Source organism: Sphingomonas yunnanensis, assembly GCF_019898765.1.
Lineage (GTDB): Bacteria > Pseudomonadota > Alphaproteobacteria > Sphingomonadales > Sphingomonadaceae > Sphingomonas > Sphingomonas yunnanensis.
Genome location: NZ_JAIOKB010000002.1, coordinates 26003 through 46073, shown reverse-complemented (window position 1 = coordinate 46073; position 20071 = coordinate 26003). Strand labels below are relative to the sequence as shown.

The window sequence follows — 20071 nt, the reverse complement described above, 5'->3', positions numbered from 1 at the left end:
TCAGTGTTCGCCGGAGCACGATCGCTCTGGTGAAGACTTCAATGAAAGTCGTGGCTGGCGATCGGGATCACGTCGTCGCGGCGGTCGCGGAAATGATAGTCGGAGCGCGGGCGCGGTTGCCAGCCCTTGTCGCCGCGGTCGGGTGCGCCGGGGTAGGTGGCACCGTCGCCGCGCGCCACCAGCCGCGGCAGGTCGACGTCACCGACCGACCTCAGCATCGCGGTGAGATCGGTGACGCGCTCGACGATGACGTGGATCACCGCGCCTTCCTGCTGCACGCGTCCCTTCAGGCTGACCATCGCCGAGGACATCACGGTGCGGCGCTGCGCCTCGAACCGGTCGGGCCAGAGGATGCCGTTGGCGACCCCGGTCTCGTCCTCGATGGTGATGAACAGCACGCCCTTGGCCGAGCCGGGGCGCTGGCGCACCAGGATGATGCCGACGACCTCTACCATCTTGCCGTCGCGCCCCGCGAGGTCGCCGCAGCGAGTCACCCGCGCGTCGTCGAGCCGTGGGCGCAGGAATTGGAGCGGGTGGGCGCGCAGCGACATCTGCGTGGCGCGATAATCCTCCACCACCTCGCGCCCCTGCGTGAGCCGCTCGAGCGTCACCGGCTCCTCGCGTCGCTCGATCCCGGCGAGCAGCGGCAGCGGCGTCTCGCCCAGCCCACGGATCGCCCATAGCGCCTGGCGCCGGTCGAGCCCGAGCGCGTGAAAGGCGTCGGCGCGGGCGAGCTTCTCCAGCGTCGCGAGCGGCACGCCCGAGCGGCGCCACAGGTCCTCCACCGAGCGGAACGGCGCGCGCGCGCGCGCGGTGAGGATCCGCCCGGCGTCCTCGCCCGAGAGGCCGTGGATCACGCGCAGGCCGAGGCGGAGCGGGGCGAGCGGGGCGGGGGCGTCGTCGCCCTGTCGTCCTGGGTTGCCCGCGGTCAATCGCGGGCGCTCCGCCGCGTTCGCACGGCTGGGCTCCTGCGCACGCAGGAGCCCAGCGCCGCGCGCGTCACGCTCATGGCCCTGGGCTCCGGCGTTCGCCGGAGCACGATCGCGCGCTGATGAGACAGGCTCTGAATCGCCGTCACTGCGGCGCAGGCCGGGATCTGGTCGAGGCGGCGGCCGTCTCAACTCTTGCGGTGCCTCTCGCTCTTCGTCACCCCGGACTCGATCCGGGGCCCATGGTTCCGCGTCCACCACGTCCGCTGCGTACGCGGCACCATGGATCCCGGACCGAGTCCGGGGTGACGGCGCGGGAGGTGGGAAGGGTGTAACCTCATCCGCGCCGCGAGCCTCCGCTTCACCCTGCACACTCGGCCCACGCGCCACCAGCGACTCCTCTTCCTCCACCAGCGCGGTGTCCCACTCGCTCTCCAGCACGCAGGGCGGCCGCACCGCCACGCCGTGCGCGCGCGCGTCGCGCACGATCTGCGCGGGGGCGTAGAAGCCCATCGGCTGCGCGTTGAGCAGCGCGGCGCAGAACACGTCGGGATGGTGGCATTTCATCCACGACGAGGCGTAGGCGATCTTGGCGAAGCTGGCGGCGTGGCTCTCGGGGAAGCCGTAGCTGCCGAAGCCCTCGATCTGCGCCACCAGCCGCTCGGCGAAGGCCTCGCTGATGCCGTTGCCGCGCATCCCCGCGATCAGCCGCTCGCGGAACCGCCCGACCCCGCCGGTCAGCTTGAAGGTCGCCATCGCGCGGCGCAGCTCGTCGGCCTCGCCCGGGGTGAAGCCGCCGCCGATGATCGCGACCTGCATCGCCTGTTCCTGGAACAGGGGCACGCCCAGCGTCTTCTCCAGCACCGCGCGCAGCGCCTCGTTGGGATATTCCACCGTCTCGCGGCCCTCGCGGCGCTTGAGATAGGGGTGGACCATGTTGCCCTGGATCGGCCCCGGCCGCACGATCGCGACCTGGATGGCGATGTCGTAGAAGGTCCGGGGCTTCATCCGCGGCAGCATGCTCATCTGCGCGCGGCTCTCGATCTGGAACACGCCGAGCGTGTCGGCCTGCTGGATCATCCGGTAGGTCGCCGGATCGTCACCCTGCAGCGGCGCGCTGGCAAGGTCCATGTCGATGCCCTTGTGCGCGGCGAGCAGGTCGAAGGCGCGGCGCATGCAGCCCAGCATGCCGAGCCCGAGGATGTCGACCTTCATGAAGCCGAGCTCCTCGATATCGGCCTTCTCCCACTCGATCACGCGCCGGTCGACCATCGCGGCGGGCTCGATCGGGACGAGCTGGTGGAGCGGGTCGCGCGTCAGCACGAAGCCGCCGGGGTGCTGCGACAGGTGGCGCGGCGTGCCGATCAGCTGCTTGGCGAGATCGAGCGCGAGCGCCAGCCGCGGCTCGGCGGCGTCGAGGTGGAGCGCCTCGACATGCTCGGTCGGCACGCCCTCGTTCGACCAGCCCCAGACCTGGCTGGCGAGCGCCCCGGTCATGTCCTCGGGCAGGCCGAGCACCTTGCCCACCTCGCGGATCGCGCCGCGGGTGCGGAAGCGGCTGACCACCGCGGTCAGCGCGGCATGGTCGTGGCCGTAGCTCTCGTAGATCCACTGGATCACTTCCTCGCGCCGCTCGTGCTCGAAATCGATGTCGATGTCGGGCGGCTCGCTGCGCTCCTCCGAGATGAAGCGCTCGAACAGCAACTGGTGCTTGATCGGGTCGATCGAGGTGATGCCGAGCACGTAGCAGATGATCGAGTTGGCCGCACTGCCGCGCCCCTGGCACAGGATCTGCTGCCCGCGCGCGAAGCTGACGATCGAGTTGACCGTGAGGAAATAGGGCGCGTAGCCCATCCGCTCGACCAGGGTCAGCTCGTGCTCGAGCTGCTCGGCGTAGCGCGGCGGGGGCGCGGCGTCGAACAGCCGCGCCAGCGCGTCGCGCGAGAGGCGGGCGAGCGCCTCCTGCGCGCTGCGCCCGCTCATCACCAGCTCGTCGGGATATTGGTACTGCAGCTCGCGCAGCGAGAAGGTGCAGCGCTCGGCGATCGCTTCCGCCGCGGCGAGCGCCTCGGGACGGTCGCGGAACAGCCGCGCCATCGCGCCCGGCGGCTTGAGGTGGCGGTCGGCGCTGCGCTCGCGGCGGAGGCCGAGCGCGTCGATCGTGCATTTCTCGCGGATCGCGGTGACGACATCCTGGAGCATGCGCTGCTCGGGCGCGTGGTAGAGCACGTCGCCGGTGGCGAGCGGCGTGAGCCCGTACGCGCGCGCCGCCTCGCTCAGCCGGTGCAGCCGCAATTGCTCGCCGGGGCGACGGTAATGCGTGAGGCAGACGTGGCCCGCGTCGCCGAACAGGTCGGCCATCCAGCGCATCTGCTCGGGTTCGGGCGCGTGGCCCGGGACCAGCGCGGCGACCAGCCCCTTGGCGTGCGCCGCGACGTCCTCCCAGTGGAGGAAGCAGCGCCCCTTCTCGCCGCGCTGCGCGTCGGCGCGCGCCTTGCCGCGGCTGAGCAGATCGGTCAGCCGCGACCAGCCGGCGCGGTCCTCGGGCCAGACCAGCAGAGAGGCGCCGTCGACCAGGTCGAGCCGGCAGCCCGGGATCGAGCGCACCTCCAACCCGCTGTCGCGGCGCACCTCGTCGCAGGCGTAGAGCGCGCGCACCACGCCCGCGACCGAGTTGCGGTCGACCACGCCCAGCGCGGGCATGCCCATCGCCGCGGCGGTGGCGACGAGCTGCTCGCACGACGAGGCGCCGCGCAGGAACGAGAAATGCGTGGTGACCTGGAGCTCGCTGTACGTCACGGGGCGAACCGACTATATGAAATGGTCAGTTGGAGGCGCGGATGAGCAAGGTCGTCGGCATCACCGAGTTCAAGGCGCGCTGCCTCGCGCTGCTGGGCGAGATGGAGCGCAGCGGCGAGCCGCTGACGATCACGCGGCGCGGCCGTCGCGCGCTGACGCTCACCGCACGCGAGCTGCGCGCCGACGATACCGTGCCGTTCGGCGCGATGAGGGGCACCGTGGCGGTTCACGGCGACATCGTCGCGCCGCTCGAGCCGGACGACGGCGCCCGCGACGCGGCATGGGACACGCTTGGCTTCCCGGCGCGGACCGACACGCCGTCGCGGTGATCCTGCTCGACACGCATGTCGTGATCTGGGCGGTCGACGACTCGCCGCGGCTCGGCGCGTGCGCCCGCGCGTCGATCGCGCGGGATGGCGACCGTCGCGTCTCGGCGATGGTGGCGTGGGAGATCGCGATGCTCGTCGATCGCGGCCGGCTGGTGCTCGGTCTGGCGCTCGACACATGGGTCGAGCGCAGCCTGGCGAGCCTCGCGGCGCGTGACGTGCCCGTGTCGCGCGCGATCGCGCTTGAGGCGGGGCGGCTCGGCGACGGGCTCCACGGCGATCCGTGCGACCGGCTGATGGTGGCGACCGCGCGCGCGCTCGACTGCGCGCTGGTCACCGCCGACGAGCAGATCCTGCGCTATGCCGCGGCGGGGCATGTCCGCACCGTGGATGCGCGGGGGTGAGTGGGTGGAGGTGACGTTGCTGAGTGACGTAGCAGTGCCACGCGCCCTTGCCCGCAGAAGTGATGAAAACGGCCCGACGGCCCCAGCGGCTACCGTCTCCCCGGCGGAAGCCGGGGCCCAGGTGGGGATCGCCGGTGAGTCCCACCACGGCCTTCCCAACTGGACCCCGGCTTCCGCCGGGGAGACGCGGGGCGAGGGGGCGGCGAGCAGGTTGCCGACCTCGCGCGGCCGAGGCAGCGTGACGCCGTCGCTGCGCAGCATCATGCTCCTGCGCCGGAAGGGACCCACACCCGCGCGGTCTGTTGCCCGCCGAGTGTGAGCCCACCCGCGGGTAGCTTCCACCATGTTCCCGCGCACGCGAGAACCAAGGGCTAAACGGCGTGGCGTCGGCCCATTGCCAGCACATGCGTCGGCGCTTGCTGCCCTAGGCTCCTGTGTGCGCAGGAGCACCGTGGCGATGATCTGGCCGACGATGCCGACGCGCCGCGGCTCGCCCCGCGCCAGGCCAAGGCCGCGCCGCAGCCCCCACCTGCTCACCCGCCCGCTCATCCGAACGTGCCGTGCATGTACCAGCTGAGGTCGCCGGTCTCGCCGCGCTCGCCGTCGCCGCGGCGGAACAGCCAGTAGCGCCGGCCGGCCTCGTCCTCGACCTGGTAATAGTCGCGCACCGCGTCGCGCTCGCCGCGGCGGCGCCACCACTCGCCCGCGATCCGCTCGGGCCCGTCGCCGCGCACCACCACGTGCGACTCGCCGCGCCAGGTGAAGCGTTTGGGCGGCTGGTCGGGCAGCTCGGCCAGAACATGGTCGAGCGGCTCGGGGCGGCGCAGCAGCCGCGTCGGGCGCGGCCAGCGCGGGTGCCACGGATGGTCCGCGTCGCGCGTGTCGAGCCGGCGCACGTCGTCGCGGCGCAGCGTCGGTGCGGCGCGCTCGGGCGGGTCGAGCGGCGCGGCACCCGCGACCGAGCGCTCGGGCACGTCGCTCTCCACCGCGCGCGCGCGCCACAGCCGCGCCGCGCCGATGCGGTTGACGATGGCGTCCACCAGGGGGGCGAGGTCGGGGCGCTCGCCCTCGGCGAGATCACCGTCGCAATATTCGGGCGCGAGTGGATCGGCGCGCTGGACGTGGAGCGTCAGCGCCTCGATTCCAAAACCCGGGTCGATCCGTTCGACCCGGCGCAGCAGCAAGCGGCGGAGATGCTCGCGCGCGCGCGTCGGCCGCGCGAAGCCAACCCGTAGCGTCTGCACCGCGGCGTCGACCCGCGTCGCGGCGAGCAGCAGCTGGCGCGCGCCGCGCCCCGCACGCGCCAGCTCGGCGGCGAGCCGGTCGACCAACTGCCCGATCCAGTGCGCGATCGGCTCGGCGGTGAGCAAGGGCTCGGCGAAGCGCTGCTCCACCGTGATCGCCACCGGCGGCACCACCGGCGCGAGCGGCTCGGGCGCGCGCCCGCTCGCCTGGTCGAGCCGCTGCGCCAGCGCGGTGCCGAAGCGCCGTGCCAGCGGCGCGCGCGGCAGTGCGGCGAGCTGGCCGACGGTGTCGACGCCGAGCCGACGCAGCAGCTCGAGCGCGCGCTCGTCGACGCGGAGCGATGCCACCGGCAGCGGCGCGAGCGCGTCCAGCGTCGCGCCCGGCGGCAGGATCGTCACGCCGCCGCGCTCGGGCTCGGCGTGGTGCGCGCAGGCCCAGGCCGCGCCGGCGGTATCGGCGATCGCGACGCGCGCGGTGATGCCGAGCCGGGCGAGCAGCCGCACCAGTCGCCGCGCCAGCCGCGACTCGCCGCCGTGGAGATGCGCCACGCCGGTGAGGTCGAGCAGCAGCGACTGCGAGTCCTCGATCGCCACTACCGGGGTCCAGCGTCGCGCCAGCGCGACCGCGAGCCGATGCAGCGCGCGCTGGTCGCCCTCGGGGTCGGCGTCGCGCACGACGATCTCGGGGGTGGCGGCGCGCACCTGGGTCAGCGCCATGCCGGGCTCGACCCCGATCGCACGCGCCGCGGACGAGGCGGCGGCGATCTCGACCCGACTGCCCACCTTCTGCACGGTGACGAGCGGTGGGGCGGTGTCGGCTGCGACCCCGGCGGAGGCGGTCGCGGCCGGGTCGTGGCAGACGCGCGCGATCGTGCCGGCCGTGGTGCGCCCGGTGTCGAAGAAGGCGGCGACCTCCTTCACCGCGGCGCCGGGGTCGTTCGAGCCGGGGCGGCGCTCCTTGGCGGCGGCCTTGTCCGGGTGCGGCCCGTCGCCGGGGTAGCGGATCGCGGGCATCGCGTTCCACGCGCCGCTCAGCGCGGGGGAGACGTGAGGGGGACGGCGGTGCCCGGATGTCGAGGGGGCGTCCGTTATGGAGGCAGCGGGGGCGCCCGCGGCGGGCGGTTCAGGGACTACGAGGCGGACGGGCCTAGGGTGCGCAGCCTCCTGCCTCTTTCCGTCATCCCGGACCTGTTCCGGGATCCAGCCTTCCACGCACGCCCCGTCCGTTGAGGGTGCGGCACCCTGGATCCCGGAACAGGTCCGGGAGGACGGTGGGGAGACGGCCGAGAGGTGCACCTCGTCACCGCGGCCCTGCGTCTTCACCACATTCACGTCCCGCTCGCGCTGGCGCGATCCCGGCCGTACGCCCTCGCCACCAGTGCGCACCGGCGCCATCGCCTCGTGTGGGCCGCGGGCGTGCTCCTGTGCACGCAGGAGCCCAGAGCGACGAGCGTCATCCTTGCGGCCCTGGGCTCCGGCGTTCGCCGGAGCACGGTTCGGCTTGGAGGGCGCGGCGGTCTGGTAGAACAGCGAAGGGCGATCATCGTCACCTTTGGCTTCGTGCGTCCGCCGGCGCTCGGCGGGCTCGGGCCAGCCGCTGGACTTGCCCCCGTCGTCGCCGGGCAGCCGCTTGAACGGATGCTCCGCCGCCTCGCTGCGGCGCCCCATCTCGCGCATGGGGGGGCGCTGGTGCGGCGCGATCGCGGCGACGCGGCGCGCGACGTCGGCGCGGGTCTCGCCCGCCCAGCACGCCCCCGCGCCGCCGGTCGTCTCGTCGACGCCGCGCAGCGGACCGGGCAGATAGCCGGCGTCGTCGCGCGCCCAGCGCGCACCCGGGCGCCAGCCCGTGTTGCGCGGCGCGTCGCACTGCTTGCCGCCCTGCTCGGCGTCGCCCGCCGCCTTCAGCGCGGCGAGGTTGAGCGCGACACGAGGCGAGGCGGGATCGAGCGCTGCGCGCGGCGACCCCGGGTCGAGCGCTGCGCGCTCAGGCGGCGGCGCGAGCGCCGGCTCTGCCCGCCGCAGCCGGTCGATCGACCAGTCGGGCAGGTAGAGCGATGCGACCCGTCTCATCGCATGCCTCCACGATTGTCTGAAAAGGTTCGCCGTTGCGTTGCCGTACCAGCGCGAGATCCCAGCGCGCGCGCCCCACGCCCGCGACCGGCAGCGGCGCCGAGGGAGCGGAGCCGACGCGCCACCGCGTCACCGCCGCGGACGGCACCGCGAGCGGATCCGCGCCCTCGCGCGCGTGGCGCTTGAGCAGCAGCGCGATGGTCCGCCCGCCCTCGGCGGCGAGCTGGAGCCGGCGGGTCGAGGCCATCGCCGCGCGGCGGGTCTCGCCGATCACTGCGCCGAGCGCGCGGTGGCGCAGGCCCTCCTCCATCAGCGCGAGCACCTCGGAGTCGTCGCTCGCCTCGGCGTAGAGCACGCGATCGGGCGCGAGTCCCGACTGGTAGAGGCCGGGCGCGAACAGGTCGCGCCGCCGCACCACCCACAGCACCGGCCCCCAGGCGCGCGCGGCGACCCCGGCGAGGAAGAGCGTGGCCGAGGCGTCGTCGCCCATCGCCGGGGTGGCGGCGGCGACCTCGTGCAGCGCGTCGAGCCGAAGCCCGCCGTTGGCGAGCCGCTCGTCGACCGCCGGCACACCGAACGGCAGCACCGGGCGACGGCGATGGCCGTCTGCCTCGATCGCGCTGAGCGTGTCGCGCAGGGACTGGAGGACACTCGACTCGGACACAGGTGACGACTCGCTGGTGGAGCGTCGTTCCTACTTTGTTCTGATGGGTTGAGTCGAGTCGCTATGCGGCCGACGGCGCGGCCTCATGGTTCCCGCAGTAGCCCTGCGCGCTACACGCTGCCATCCTGGCTAGCGCGGGGCCTTGGCGGACGTCGCGTCATGCTCTTCACCCTTCGTCATCCCGGCCTAGGCCGGGATCCAAGCTTCCGCCATCACAACGCCGGCGGCTCACGCGGCACCATGGATCCCGGGTCGAGCCCGGGATGACGAAAAGATGAGGACGTGGCGCCACTTCTGCAAAGGTCTCGCGTCCGCCGGGGCGGCAGCCACGTAGCGCGATCGTGCTTCTCTAGCGACACGCTTCGAGCGCGCCCGAACGCATCAGGGGGCTTCCGCTTCGCTTGAAATATAATTACAAGCCGCGGCGACGCCTCCCGGACCCAACCGGGCGGCCAGGAGAGTGACCTTGGGCGACGCCCGCAACCTGAAGCCGCTGACGCTGCACGTGCCCGAGCCGCGCTTCCGCCCCGGCGACGCGGCCGATTTCAGCGACCTGGAGGTGCCCCCCGCGGGCGCCGCGCCGCGCCCCGACACCGCCGCGCCGCCGCGCGACTTCACCGACCTGGCCTATACGATGGTGCGCGTGCTCGACGAGCAGCATCAGGCGGTGGGGCCGTGGAACCCGCGGCTCAGCCCCGACACGCTGCGCCGCATGCTGCGCCATATGGCGACCGTGCGCGCCTTCGACGAGCGCATGTTCCGCGCCCAGCGCCAGGGCAAGACCAGCTTCTACATGAAGTCGCTCGGCGAGGAGGCGGTGGCGGTGGCCGCGGCGCACGCGCTCGACGCCGAGGACATGTGCTTCCCCTCCTATCGCCAGCAGGGGCTGCTGATCGCGCGCGGCTGTCCGCTGGTCGACATGATGAACCAGATCTACTCGAACACCGGCGACAAGCTGCAGGGCAAGCAGCTGCCGATCATGTACTCGGAGAAGCGCTTCGGCTTCTTCTCGATCTCGGGCAATCTCACCACGCAATATCCCCAGGCGGTGGGCTGGGCGATGGCCTCCGCTTCCAAGGGCGACACGCGCATCGCCGCGACCTGGTGCGGCGAGGGCTCCACCGCGGAGGGCGACTTCCACTCCGCTCTGACCTTCGCCACCGTCTATCGCGCGCCGGTGATCTTCAACGTCGTCAACAACCAATGGGCGATCTCCAGCTTCTCGGGCTTCGCCGGGGCGGAGGCGACCACCTTCGCGGCGCGCGCCATCGGCTATGGCATCGCGGGGCTGCGGGTGGACGGCAACGACCCGCTCGCGGTCTATGCCGCCACGCGGTGGGCGGCGGAGCGCGCGCGCACCAACGTCGGTCCGACGCTGATCGAGCATTTCACCTATCGCGCCGAGGGTCACTCCACGTCCGACGATCCCTCGCAATACCGCTCCACCGGCGAGCCGACCTCCTGGCCGCTGGGCGACCCGATCCGCCGGCTCAAGGACCATCTCGTCGCGCTCGGCGAATGGGACGAACCGCGGCAGGAGGCGATGGACCGCGCAGTCGCCGAGGAGGTCCGCGCCGCGCAGAAGGCGGCGGAGGCCAACGGCATCCTCGGCCACGGCCTGGCGCAGCCGCTCGACTCGCTGTTCGACGGCGTGTTCGAGGAGATGCCCTGGCACCTGCGCGAGCAGCGCCAGATGATGATCGACGAGGAAGCGGCGAGCGGGCGGCCGTGGGATCGGAAGTGACGAGGGCCTTCGAGATCCTCCCCGCTCGCGGGGAGGGGGATCAGCCGCAGGCTGGAGGAGGGGGCTCTCCAACAGTGCTGTCGCCCGCGGGGAGCCCCCTCCACCACCACGCTGTCGCGTGGCGGTTCCCCTCCCGTGCCGGGGAGGATTTGGGATACTGACATGACCGACGTGATCGACACCCCCATCACCACCCGCATGAACATGATCCAGGCGATCAATTCGGCGATGGACGCGACGATGGCGCGCGATCCCGACGTGATCGTGATGGGGGAGGACGTCGGCTATTTCGGCGGCGTCTTCCGCGCCACGGCGGGGCTGCAGGCGAAATACGGCAAGACCCGCGTGTTCGACACGCCGATCACCGAGTGCGGGATCATCGGCGTCGCGGTCGGCATGGGGGCCTATGGGCTACGCCCCGTGCCCGAGATCCAGTTCGCCGATTATATCTATCCCGCGCTCGACCAGCTCGTCTCCGAGGCGGCACGGTTGCGCTACCGCTCGGCGGGCGACTTCACCGCGCCGATCACGGTGCGCTCGCCCTATGGCGGCGGCATCTTCGGCGGGCAGACCCACTCGCAGTCGCCCGAGGGGATCTTCACGCACGTCTCGGGGATCAAGACCGTGATCCCCTCGACGCCCTATGACGCCAAGGGGCTGCTGATCGCCGCGATCGCGGACAATGACCCGGTGCTCTTCCTCGAGCCCAAGCGGATCTACAACGGCCCGTTCAACGGCCACTGGGACCGCCCGGCGGAGAATTGGTCGAAGCATCCCGGCGGCGAGGTGCCGACGGGCTATTACACCGTGCCGCTCGGCGAGGCGAAGGTGGTGCGCGCGGGCGAGGCGGTGACGATGCTCGCCTATGGCACGATGGTGCACGTCTGCGCGCAGGTCGCCGCCGACACCGGGGTGGACGCCGAGATCATCGACCTGCGCACGCTCGTCCCGCTCGACATCGCGGCGATCGAGCGCTCGGTGAGGAAGACCGGGCGCTGCATGGTGGTGCACGAGGCGACGCGCACCGGCGGCTTCGGCGCCGAGCTGGCCGCGCTGGTGCAGGAGCGCTGCTTCTACCACCTCGAGGCGCCGGTCGAGCGGGTCACCGGCTTCGACACGCCCTACCCGCACAGCCTGGAATGGGCCTATTTCCCCGGCCCGGTGCGGATCGGCCAGGCGCTCAAGAAGATTCTCAAGGACTAAACGCATGGCGCGCTTCACCTTCAAGCTGCCCGACATCGGCGAGGGTATATCCGAGGCCGAGATCGTCGCCTGGCACGTCCAGGTCGGCGACCGCGTCGAGGAGGACCAGCAGCTCGCCGACATGATGACCGACAAGGCCACGGTCGAGATGGAGAGCCCCGTCGCCGGCGTGGTGGTCGAGCGCGCGGGCGAGGTCGGCGACCAGGTCTCGATCGGCGCGCCGCTGGTGGTGATCGAGACCGAGGCGGAGGGGGCGGCCGCCGCTGACGTCCCACCGCCGGTGGAGCAGGATACGCTGGAAGCGGAGAACCCGGGCGTGGAGGACGCGCTCGAGGCGGAAGATCCGGTGGTGAAGGAGGACACGCTCGAGGCGGAGAGCCCCGCAGGGAAGGAGAGCCAACTCCTCGCCTGGACGGAGCATCGGGTTGACCATGCCCCGCATGGTCAAGGATCGTTCGGGGGACGATCCGACCCGATGCTCCGTGCCGGGGAGGAGTTACGAGTCCTCGCCTCTCCCGCCGTCCGCGCCCGCGCGCGCGACCTGAACGTCGACCTCGCGCAGGTCCGCGTGGACGAGGGTGACCGCGTCCGCCATTCCGACCTCGACGCCTTTCTCCGCTACGGCGGCGGCGAGGGCTATCACGCGCCGCACGCCAGCCGCGCGCGCGAGGACGAGCAGGTCCGCGTCATCGGCATGCGCCGCCGCATCGCCGAGAACATGGTCGCGGCGAAGCGTCACATCCCGCATTTCACCTATGTCGAGGAGATCGAGGTCACCGCGCTGGAGGCGCTGCGCGCGCAGCTCAACGCGCGGCGCGGCGAGCGGCCCAAGCTGACCCTGCTGCCGCTGCTGATCGTCGCTTTGTGCCGCACCTTACCCGACTTCCCGATGCTCAACGCGCGCTACGACGACGAGGCCGGTGTGGTGACCCGCCACGGCCGCGTCCATCTCGGCATGGCGGCGCAGACCGACGCCGGGCTCACCGTGCCGGTGATCCGCGACGCGCAGGACCGCAACGTCTGGCAGCTCGCCACCGAGATCGCGCGACTCGCCGCCGCGGCGCGCGCGGGCAAGCTGCGCCCCGACGAGCTCGGCAACGGCACGATCACGCTCACCTCGCTCGGCCCGCTCGGCGGCATCGCGACCACGCCGGTGATCAACCGACCCGAAGTGGCGATCATCGGCCCCAACAAGATCGTCGAGCGCCCCGTCTTCGTCGCCCCGGAGGAGGCCGGGCGCGGCGATGCGATCCGCCGGGCCAAGCTGATGAATCTCTCGATCAGCTGCGACCATCGCGTGGTCGACGGGCATGACGCGGCCAGCTTCGTGCAGGCGCTGAAAGGGCTGATCGAGGCGCCCGCGCTGCTCTTCGTCGACTGAGCCGCGCGGGGCGGCTAGGGGCGGGGCCATGCACCTCGACCTGCTCCAGTCGCTCAGCCTGTGCGGCGACCTCGACACGCCCAACGACGACCGCGGCGGCGCGAGCGCGCGCCGCGCCTGGGTGATCGACGGCGCCACCGATCTCGCCCCGCCCGGGCTGCTGGGCGATCGGGGCGGCGCGGCCTGGCTCGCCGCGACCGCCGATGGCGCTTTCGGGCTCGCGGAGGGCGCAGACCTGGGCGCCACCTGCGCCGCGGTGTATGCGATCGTGGCAGAGCGCTACGGCGCCGAGCGACGGCGTGAGCCCGCGGGCGCGTGGGAAGTGCCGAGCGCCTCCTTCGCCGCGATTCAGCTCGTCGGCGACTCGCTCGATGTGGCCTGGGCGGGCGACTGCGCGATCCTGCGTGAGCGTGCGGACGGCACCGTCGACTGGCTCACCCCGGCGCCCGACCGCGCCGCGGAGAGCGCCGAGGCCGCGGCGCTCGGCGACGCGCTCGGCGCCGTGCGGACGCCCGCGGTGATCGCCGACCGTCGCGCCGCGCGCGAGCGGCCGGGGCGGCGCGTTCTCGGCGTCGACGCGGCGGCCTCAGGTACCGCGACCGAGCACGCGAGCGTGACGGTCGCACCCGGCGACCATCTGCTGCTGATGAGCGACGGCTTCGCCGCGCTGGTCGACAGCTACCACGCCTATGACCCCCCGGGCCTGATGGACGCGGTATGCGCGCGCGGCCTGGCGGCCCTGGCGGAGCAGCTGCGCGCGATCGAGTACGACGATCCCGCCTGCCGACGCTATCCGCGGTTCAAATGCAGCGACGACGCGACAGCGCTATGGGTGCGCGTGGGGCCGTATCATCCTCTACGACAGAAGCGGTGATAAATCGCGCAGACCGGGTGCCGTGTCACCGCGCTCCGGCGGTAGCCGGAGCCCAGGGTCAGGCGAGATAAAGCCTGCTGATGGGCGTCGCCCTAGGCTCCTGCCGGCGCAAGGCCGCAGCGATCGTGGTAGCGACAATCTCCGACTTGGGGAGAAGGTTATCACCGCGCCTCCGCGTGCGAGAAGGGAGGAACCCTCCCTACACCCGGCGGCCGCTGAACAGCTGGACCAACCCGACGATGATCGCCACGACGAGTAGGATATGGATGAGCCCGCCGGCGACGTGGAGGCTGAAACCCAGCAGCCAGAGCACCAGGAGAATAACGGCGATCGTCCAGAGCATCGGGGTAACCTCCTAGTTTGGGAGGATAAAACACTATCGCCCCGGCTACCGTTCCGCCTGCCGGCAACATTTCGTTACGGCGGCGTGCGCGTGTGGGTCAACGGCGCCCGGTGAACAGCTGCACCAGGCCGATGATCAGCGCGATCACCAGCAGCAGGTGGATCAGTCCGTGGGTCAGGTGAAAGCTGAATCCCAGCAGCCACAGGATCACCAGGATGACGACGATCGTCCACAGCATCGCTCGCTCCGCGCTTCGCCCACGCGCATTATAGCGCGGGCGAAGCGCGGTCCGGCTCAGCGTGCGGCGGTGACTCGCCAGATCGCGTCGCCGACGTCGTCCGCCACCAGCAGCGCGCCGGCGCGATCGGTGATCACACCGACGGGGCGTCCATGCGCGTCGCCCTCGGGCGTGACGAAGCCGGTCAGCACGTCGACCGGCTTGGCCCCCTTCACCGGCCATCCCCCCGCGTCGAAGGGCACGAACACGACCTTGTAGCCCGACAGCGGCTTGCGATTCCACGAGCCATGCTCGCCGACGAACGCGCCGCGCGTGAACTGACCGCCCAGCTTGGCATCGGCCGCGAAGCTCAGCCCGAGCGCGGCGACGTGCGGGCCCAGCGCATAGTCGGGACGCTTCACATATTGCTGGAGCTCGAGGTTCCTCGGCTCGACCCGCGTGTCGATATAGCCGCCCCAATAATACCAGGGCCAGCCCAAGTTGTCGCCCAGCTCCACCGCGGTGAGATAGTCCGGCACGAGATCCGAGCCGAGCATGTCGCGCTCGTTCACCACGGTCCACAGTCGGTCGGTGCCGGGCACCAGCGCCATGCCGTTGGGGTTGCGCAGGCCAGTGGCGTAGACGCGGAAGGTCTTCTCCTTGGGATAGACCTGGAGGATCGCGGCGCGGAACTTCTCGCGCTCGAACCCGCCCTCGGCGACGTTCGAGGCCGAGCCGACGGAGACGTACAGGGTGCGCCCGTCCTCGGACGGAATGACGTTGCGCGCCCAGTGGTTGCCGCCGCCCGGCAGCTTGACGACCAGCTCGGGCTTGGCCGTGATGCTGGTCGCGCCCTCGGTGTAGGGCACGCGCACCAGCGAGTCGGTGTTGGCGACGTAGAGCTGGCCGTCGAACAGCGCCATGCCGGTGGGCGAGTTGAGCCCGGTCATGAACACGGTGCGGGCCTCGGCGCGACCGTCGCCGTCGGCGTCCCGCAGCAGCGTGATGCGGTTGGCCGAGGGGCCGCCCGCGCCGACCTTGCCGAGCAGGTGGCGCATCACCCAGCCCTGGATGCCGCCCCCCTCGCGCGGCGGCGAGTTGGTCTCGGCCACTAGCACGTCGCCGTTGGGCAGGCGATAGAGCCAGCGCGGATGATCGAGCCCCGTCGCGAAGGCCGCCACGCGAAGGCCCGCCGCGGGCGTCGGCGCCTGGCCCGCCTTCCAGCCGATCGGGTCGGCGGTCTTGACCGTGGGCAGCATCTGCTCGCGCGGCGAGGTGATCGTAGGCCGCGCGCCACTCACCGCCGCGACGTCGAGCCGCGCCGCGTCGGGCCAGGCGAGATAGGCGACGACGCCGACCGCGGCGAGGACGAGGAGGCCGAGCACGGCGAGAATGTGTCTGCGCATGCTGGCAGATGTAGGGCCGAGCTCGCGCTCGCGCCACCGTCGCGTGCGTTGCCGTCGCCCCCCGTGGCAGTGTAACGTCGGCGCGTCGGTGAGGGGACGCGATGCACGGTGGCTCGAACAGCGGGGCGAGTGGGGCAGTGGCGGCGGACGCACTCGCGGCGCGCCCGGCGCGCGCGCCCGATCACGCGACCGAGGCGGCGATCCTCTCCGCGCTGGCACACGACCTCGCGGACCGTCCCGCCGAGCTGCTCCAGCGGCTGACCGACCTGATCGTCGCATATGGGGTGGCCGGCTCGGCCGGGGTCAGCCTGCGCGAGGCGCATGACTTCCGCTGGGACGCGTTGTCGGGCGCCTGGGCGGGCTATCGCGGCGGCGGGATGCCGCTCGACGCCAGTCCGTGCGGCGTCGCGATCGCGCGCGACACGGCGCTGCTGTTCGAGCGGCCGGAGGAGCAGTTCGCCGGCCCCGCGCTCGACCCGCCGACGCGCGAGCTGCTGCTGATCCCCTTCCATCGCGATGGCCGCGCCGCGGGCACCTTGTGGCTCGTCGCGCACGAGGGTGACCGCCGCTTCGACCGCGAGGACGCGCGCCTGCTCGCCAGTCTCGCGCAGTTCGCCGCGAGCGCGCTGGCGGTGCGCCAGCGCACCGCCGAGCTGGCGCGCGGGCGCGACCTGCTGCGCGCGACGATGGACGCTTCGACCGACATGATCCAGGTGTTCGAGGCAGTCCGGGACGAGAGCGGCGAGATCGTCGACTTCCGCTGGCTGCTCAACAACCATACCTCGGAGAGTCGCTACGGCGAGGTGCGCGGCGAGAGCCTGCTCGAGCGCAACCCCGGCGTGATCGAGGAAGGTATCTTCGCCACCTTCAAGCACGTCACCGAGACCGGCGAGCCGCGCCAGGACGAGCGCCACTATGTCCACGAGCAGTTCGACGGCTGGTTCCTGCAGACCGTGGTCAAGCTCGACGACGGCGTCGCCACCACCACCAAGGACATCGGCGCGTGGAAGAGCGCGCAGGAGGAGCTGCTGCGGCTGCGCGACGCCGCCGCGGAGGACCAGGTGCGCCGCAGCGAGGAGCGGCTGCGCCAGTTCGGCGATGCCTCGCACGACGTGCTGTGGATCCGCGACGTCGCGACGCTGCGCTGGGACTATCTCACCCCCGCGTTCGAGACCGTCTATGGGCTGAGCCGCGACCGCGCGATCGCGGGCGACGCGGTGCAGAGCTGGCTCGATCTCGTCCACCCCGAGGATCGGGCGCTCGCCGAGGCCGCGATGGCGCGCGTGCGCGGCGGCGAGCACGTCAGCTTCGACTATCGTATCCTCCGCCCCGTCGACGGTGCGACGCGGTGGATCCGCGATACCGCTTTCCCGATCCGCGACGACGCGGGCGCGGTGACGCTGATCGGCGGTATCGGCGAGGATATCACCGAGGCGCGCGAGGCCGCCGAGGCGGTGCGGCGCAGCGAGGAGCGGTTGCGCAGCGCGGTCGAGGTCGGCCGGCTCGGCCTGTGGGACTGGGACGTGCGCTCGGGCAAGGCGCACTGGTCGGATGAGCAATTCCGCATGCAGGGCTATGCCGTCGGCGAGGTAGTGCCGAGTTACGCGGCGTGGCGCGACCGCCTGCACCCCGACGATCGCGACGGCGCGGAGGCAGCACTGCGCACCGCGCTCGCCGAGCGAACCGAATATAGCCGCGAGCTTCGCGTCCTGCTCCCCGACGGCCAGGTGCGGTGGCACGACGCGCGGGGCCGCTTCTTCTACGACGCGGAGGGCGCGACCCGGATGGTCGGCGCGATGGTCGACGTCACGGAGCGGCGCGCGTGGGAGGAGCGCCAGGCTGTGCTGATCGCCGAGCTGCAGCACCGCACGCGCAACCTGATGGGGGTGGTGCGCTCGATCGCCGACACGATGGTGCGGACCAGCACCGACCTGGCCGACTTCCGCGCCCGCTTCACCGAACGGCTCGACGCGCTGGCGCGCGTGCAGGCGCTGCTGTCGCGGCTCAACGACGTCGATCGCGTCACCTTCGACGACCTGCTGCGCAGCGAACTGGCGGCGATGGGAGGCCTGGATCAAGCGACGCTCGACGGGCCCGCGGGCGTGCGACTGCGCTCCTCGACGGTGCAGGCGCTGGCGCTGGCGCTGCACGAGCTCGCCACCAACGCGGTGAAATATGGCGCGCTGGGGCAGCCCGGTGGACGATTGGCCGTGACATGGCGGCTGGAGCCGGCGGGATCAGGCACGCGGCCGTGGCTGCACATCGACTGGCGCGAGCGCGGCGTGGAGATGCCGGCGGCGGACGGCGGAACCAGCGGGGGCGGGCAAGGGCGCGAGCTGATCGAACAGGCACTGCCCTATCAGCTCGGCGCGCGCACCGCGCTGACGCTCGAGCCCGACGGCGCGCATTGCATGATCGCCCTCCCGGTCTCGGCGAGTTCCGGCGAGGGATGAGCCGGCGCGCGTCCCGGCTGGCATAAGCCGCGCACGCACGCTAACCGACGGCGCCGTGTCCACACCTCGATTCCTCCTGCCGCCCGAGGGCAAAATCGCGCCGCGGCTCACGGCGTTGCTGGTGCCTGGCTTCCTCGCGCTTCTCGCCGCGGGGGGCGGCGCCGCCTGGGTGACGCGGCAGAACCAGATTCATACCCGGGCCGTTGTCCATACATACGAGGTCGAGAAGGCGGTGCTGGAAGTGCGCCGCGTGATCGAGGAGGTCGAGGCGACGCGGCGCGGGGCGCTGCTCGCCCCCGCCACCGCGGCCTATCGTGAGGGCTATCACCGCGCCGCCGCCGAGCTGCCGCAGCGCCTGGCGACGCTGGCGCGACTCACCGCCGACAACCCGCGCCAGCGCGACAATCTCGCCCGCCTCCAGCTCCAGCTGGGCACGCTGGCGCAGCGCCGCGCCGAGACGATGGCGCTGGTCGAGCGCGGCGACCAGCGCGGGGCCTTCGCCGGCTTCCGCGCCGACACCGAGGCGACCAGCATGCGCGCGGTGCGGTTCCTGATGAACCACATGGCGGCCGAGGAGCGCCGCCTGCTGGCGATCCGCGACCGTGAACTGCGCGTCACCGAGCGCGCCTTCTACGCGGTGCTGGTGCTCGCCGCGGTGCTGCTCCTCGCGCTCGCGGTGATCGCGCTGCTCACCGTGCTGGCCTATACGCGCGACCTGGCGCGCTCGCGCGACGCCACCCAGGCGCTCGCCGACAGCCTCGAGGAGATGGTGGCGGAGCGCACCGAGGATCTCACCCGCGCCAACGAGGAGATCCAGCGCTTCGCCTATATCGTCAGCCACGACCTGCGCTCGCCTCTGGTCAACGTGATGGGCTTCACCGCCGAACTGGAAGCGGCGACCGGCCAGCTCGGCGCTCTGGTCGATAAGGTCGAGGCCGAGGCGCCGCAGCTGCTCAGCGAGGACGCGAAACTGTCGGCGCGCGAGGACCTGCCGGAGGCGATCGGCTTCATCCGGGCCTCGACGCAGAAGATGGATCGGCTGATCAACGCGATTCTTCAGCTCTCCCGGCAGGGCCGGCGCCAGCTCGCGCCCGAGCGGATCGACCTGGCGCAGCTGGTCGGTCAGATCCGCGACACGCTCACCCACCGGCTCGCCGATGCCGACGCCACGCTGGAGGTCGCGGGCGCGCTGCCCGAGGTGATCAGCGACCGCTTCTCGCTCGACCAGGTTTTCTCCAACCTGATCGAGAATGCGGTGAAATATCTCCGCCCCGGCGTCCCCGGACGGATCACGGTGAGCGGGCGGCGCGAGGCCCAGCGCGTGATCTACGCCATCGCCGACAATGGCCGCGGTATCGATCCGCGCGACCATGCGCGCGTGTTCGACCTGTTCCGCCGCTCGGGCGCGCAGGACAAGCCGGGTGAGGGGATCGGGCTCGCGACGGTGCGCGCGCTGGTGTTCCGGTTGGGCGGCGCGATCAACGTCGAGTCCAACCTGGGACAGGGCGCGGTTTTCACGCTATCGCTACCGTCGACGCTGGAATTACAGGGTAAAAGCGAATGAACGCGCATCAGTCGGTCGGCATCGTCATGATCGAGGACGACGAGGGCCACGCGCGCCTCATCGAGAAGAACATCCGTCGCGCCGGCATCCTCAACGAGATCCGCCACTTCACCGATGGGACGAGCGCGCTCGACTATATCTTCAACGATCCGGTCGGCCCCGCGCTGAGCGGCCCGGCGCTGATCCTGCTCGATCTCAACCTGCCCGACATGAGCGGCACCGACATCCTGACGCGGATCAAGAACAGCGACGGTCCGGTCAAGCGGACGCCCGTGGTGGTGCTGACCACCACCGACGATGCGCGCGAGATCCAGCGCTGCTACGATCTCGGCGCCAACGTCTACATCACCAAGCCCGTCAACTATGAGAGCTTCGCCCAGGCGATCCGCCAGCTCGGGCTATTCCTGTCGGTGATCCAGGTGCCCGACCTCGACGGGGCGAACTGAGCCC

General features: G+C 71.9%; 15 protein-coding genes. 9 read left to right on the top strand and 6 right to left on the bottom strand.

Annotation, left to right across the window (positions count from 1 at the left end):
• Nucleotides 1-38: 38 nt before the first annotated feature.
• A complete protein-coding gene (locus K7957_RS20330; RefSeq protein WP_343228328.1) occupies nucleotides 39-3728 on the bottom strand; it encodes an error-prone DNA polymerase in 3690 nt (1229 codons plus the stop codon).
• A 41-nt stretch (nucleotides 3729-3769) separates the two neighbouring features.
• Here K7957_RS20330 and K7957_RS06380 point away from each other — a divergent pair, with 41 nt between their 5' ends.
• Both K7957_RS06380 and K7957_RS06375 read left to right on the top strand, forming a co-directional pair.
• Nucleotides 3770-4057 carry a type II toxin-antitoxin system Phd/YefM family antitoxin gene (locus tag K7957_RS06380; protein ID WP_223011173.1) on the top strand — a complete coding sequence of 96 codons (288 nt, stop codon included), beginning with the start codon at nucleotides 3770-3772 and terminating at the stop codon, nucleotides 4055-4057.
• Nucleotides 4009-4458 (top strand): type II toxin-antitoxin system VapC family toxin, encoded by a 450-nt coding sequence (locus tag K7957_RS06375; RefSeq protein ID WP_223011172.1) that lies wholly within the window; start codon nucleotides 4009-4011, stop codon nucleotides 4456-4458. The genes K7957_RS06380 and K7957_RS06375 overlap by 49 nt, the downstream gene beginning before the upstream one ends.
• Nucleotides 4459-5003: 545 nt before the next feature.
• Here the strand turns inward: K7957_RS06375 and K7957_RS20325 are convergent.
• Nucleotides 5004-7772 carry a Y-family DNA polymerase gene (locus tag K7957_RS20325; protein WP_246616819.1) on the bottom strand — a complete coding sequence of 923 codons (2769 nt, stop codon included), beginning with the start codon at nucleotides 7770-7772 and terminating at the stop codon, nucleotides 5004-5006.
• Nucleotides 7687-8436, bottom strand: coding sequence for an ImuA family protein (locus K7957_RS06365; RefSeq protein WP_223011171.1), 750 nt, complete (start codon nucleotides 8434-8436; stop codon nucleotides 7687-7689). Before K7957_RS06365 ends, K7957_RS20325 begins: the two co-directional genes overlap by 86 nt.
• A 466-nt stretch (nucleotides 8437-8902) precedes the next feature.
• On the opposite strand from K7957_RS06365, the gene K7957_RS06360 reads away from it, so the two are divergent.
• The 4 genes from K7957_RS06360 (at nucleotide 8903) to K7957_RS06345 (ending at nucleotide 13638) form a co-directional block, all read left to right on the top strand.
• A complete protein-coding gene (locus K7957_RS06360; protein WP_246616818.1) occupies nucleotides 8903-10180 on the top strand; it encodes a 3-methyl-2-oxobutanoate dehydrogenase (2-methylpropanoyl-transferring) subunit alpha in 1278 nt (425 codons plus the stop codon).
• 198 nt (nucleotides 10181-10378) lie between these two features.
• The gene (locus K7957_RS06355) at nucleotides 10379-11383 is read left to right on the top strand and encodes an alpha-ketoacid dehydrogenase subunit beta (protein ID WP_223011749.1); all 1005 of its coding nucleotides are present in this window, start codon (nucleotides 10379-10381) and stop codon (nucleotides 11381-11383) included.
• Between the two features lie 4 nt (nucleotides 11384-11387).
• On the top strand, nucleotides 11388-12764 hold the full coding sequence (locus K7957_RS06350) for a dihydrolipoamide acetyltransferase family protein (RefSeq protein ID WP_223011169.1): 1377 nt from the start codon (nucleotides 11388-11390) through the stop codon (nucleotides 12762-12764).
• Between the two features lie 28 nt (nucleotides 12765-12792).
• Nucleotides 12793-13638, top strand: coding sequence for a protein phosphatase 2C domain-containing protein (locus tag K7957_RS06345; protein ID WP_223011168.1), 846 nt, complete (start codon nucleotides 12793-12795; stop codon nucleotides 13636-13638).
• Nucleotides 13639-13837: 199 nt separating this feature from the next.
• Here K7957_RS06345 and K7957_RS06340 read toward each other — a convergent pair whose 3' ends face one another.
• From K7957_RS06340 to K7957_RS06330, 3 genes are all read right to left on the bottom strand, one after another.
• Nucleotides 13838-13981: a lmo0937 family membrane protein gene (locus K7957_RS06340; RefSeq protein ID WP_183921672.1), complete on the bottom strand. Its 144-nt coding sequence runs from the start codon at nucleotides 13979-13981 to the stop codon at nucleotides 13838-13840.
• A gap of 97 nt (nucleotides 13982-14078) precedes the next feature.
• A complete protein-coding gene (locus K7957_RS06335) occupies nucleotides 14079-14219 on the bottom strand; it encodes a lmo0937 family membrane protein (RefSeq protein WP_223011167.1) in 141 nt (46 codons plus the stop codon).
• 56 nt (nucleotides 14220-14275) lie between these two features.
• Complete coding sequence (locus K7957_RS06330) at nucleotides 14276-15604, bottom strand: PQQ-dependent sugar dehydrogenase (RefSeq protein WP_223011166.1); 1329 nt, start codon at nucleotides 15602-15604, stop codon at nucleotides 14276-14278.
• Nucleotides 15605-15705: 101 nt separating this feature from the next.
• Between K7957_RS06330 and K7957_RS06325 the strand changes: the two genes are divergently transcribed.
• Genes K7957_RS06325 through K7957_RS06315 form a run of 3 tightly spaced genes read left to right on the top strand, consistent with a single transcriptional unit; the run spans nucleotide 15706 to nucleotide 20067 of the window.
• Nucleotides 15706-18057, top strand: a complete 2352-nt coding sequence (locus tag K7957_RS06325) for a PAS domain-containing protein (protein WP_223011165.1) — start codon at nucleotides 15706-15708, stop codon at nucleotides 18055-18057.
• Nucleotides 18058-18112: 55 nt separating this feature from the next.
• Nucleotides 18113-19621 (top strand): sensor histidine kinase, encoded by a 1509-nt coding sequence (locus K7957_RS06320; protein WP_223011164.1) that lies wholly within the window; start codon nucleotides 18113-18115, stop codon nucleotides 19619-19621.
• Nucleotides 19618-20067 (top strand): response regulator, encoded by a 450-nt coding sequence (locus K7957_RS06315; protein WP_223011163.1) that lies wholly within the window; start codon nucleotides 19618-19620, stop codon nucleotides 20065-20067. The genes K7957_RS06320 and K7957_RS06315 overlap by 4 nt, the downstream gene beginning before the upstream one ends.
• Nucleotides 20068-20071 lie beyond the last annotated feature (4 nt).

What these genes read in the sequence shown, in the direction of transcription:
- K7957_RS06380 (WP_223011173.1), top strand. Translation starts at nt 3,770, where the DNA reads ATGAGCAAGGTCGTCGGCATCACCGAGTTCAAGGCGCGCTGCCTCGCG.
- K7957_RS06375 (WP_223011172.1), top strand. Translation starts at nt 4,009, where the DNA reads ATGGGACACGCTTGGCTTCCCGGCGCGGACCGACACGCCGTCGCGGTG.
- K7957_RS20325 (WP_246616819.1), bottom strand. Translation starts at nt 7,772, where the DNA reads ATGAGACGGGTCGCATCGCTCTACCTGCCCGACTGGTCGATCGACCGG.
- K7957_RS06355 (WP_223011749.1), top strand. Translation starts at nt 10,379, where the DNA reads ATGAACATGATCCAGGCGATCAATTCGGCGATGGACGCGACGATGGCG.
- K7957_RS06350 (WP_223011169.1), top strand. Translation starts at nt 11,388, where the DNA reads ATGGCGCGCTTCACCTTCAAGCTGCCCGACATCGGCGAGGGTATATCC.
- K7957_RS06345 (WP_223011168.1), top strand. Translation starts at nt 12,793, where the DNA reads ATGCACCTCGACCTGCTCCAGTCGCTCAGCCTGTGCGGCGACCTCGAC.
- K7957_RS06340 (WP_183921672.1), bottom strand. Translation starts at nt 13,981, where the DNA reads ATGCTCTGGACGATCGCCGTTATTCTCCTGGTGCTCTGGCTGCTGGGT.
- K7957_RS06335 (WP_223011167.1), bottom strand. Translation starts at nt 14,219, where the DNA reads ATGCTGTGGACGATCGTCGTCATCCTGGTGATCCTGTGGCTGCTGGGA.
- K7957_RS06330 (WP_223011166.1), bottom strand. Translation starts at nt 15,604, where the DNA reads ATGCGCAGACACATTCTCGCCGTGCTCGGCCTCCTCGTCCTCGCCGCG.
- K7957_RS06325 (WP_223011165.1), top strand. Translation starts at nt 15,706, where the DNA reads ATGCACGGTGGCTCGAACAGCGGGGCGAGTGGGGCAGTGGCGGCGGAC.
- K7957_RS06315 (WP_223011163.1), top strand. Translation starts at nt 19,618, where the DNA reads ATGAACGCGCATCAGTCGGTCGGCATCGTCATGATCGAGGACGACGAG.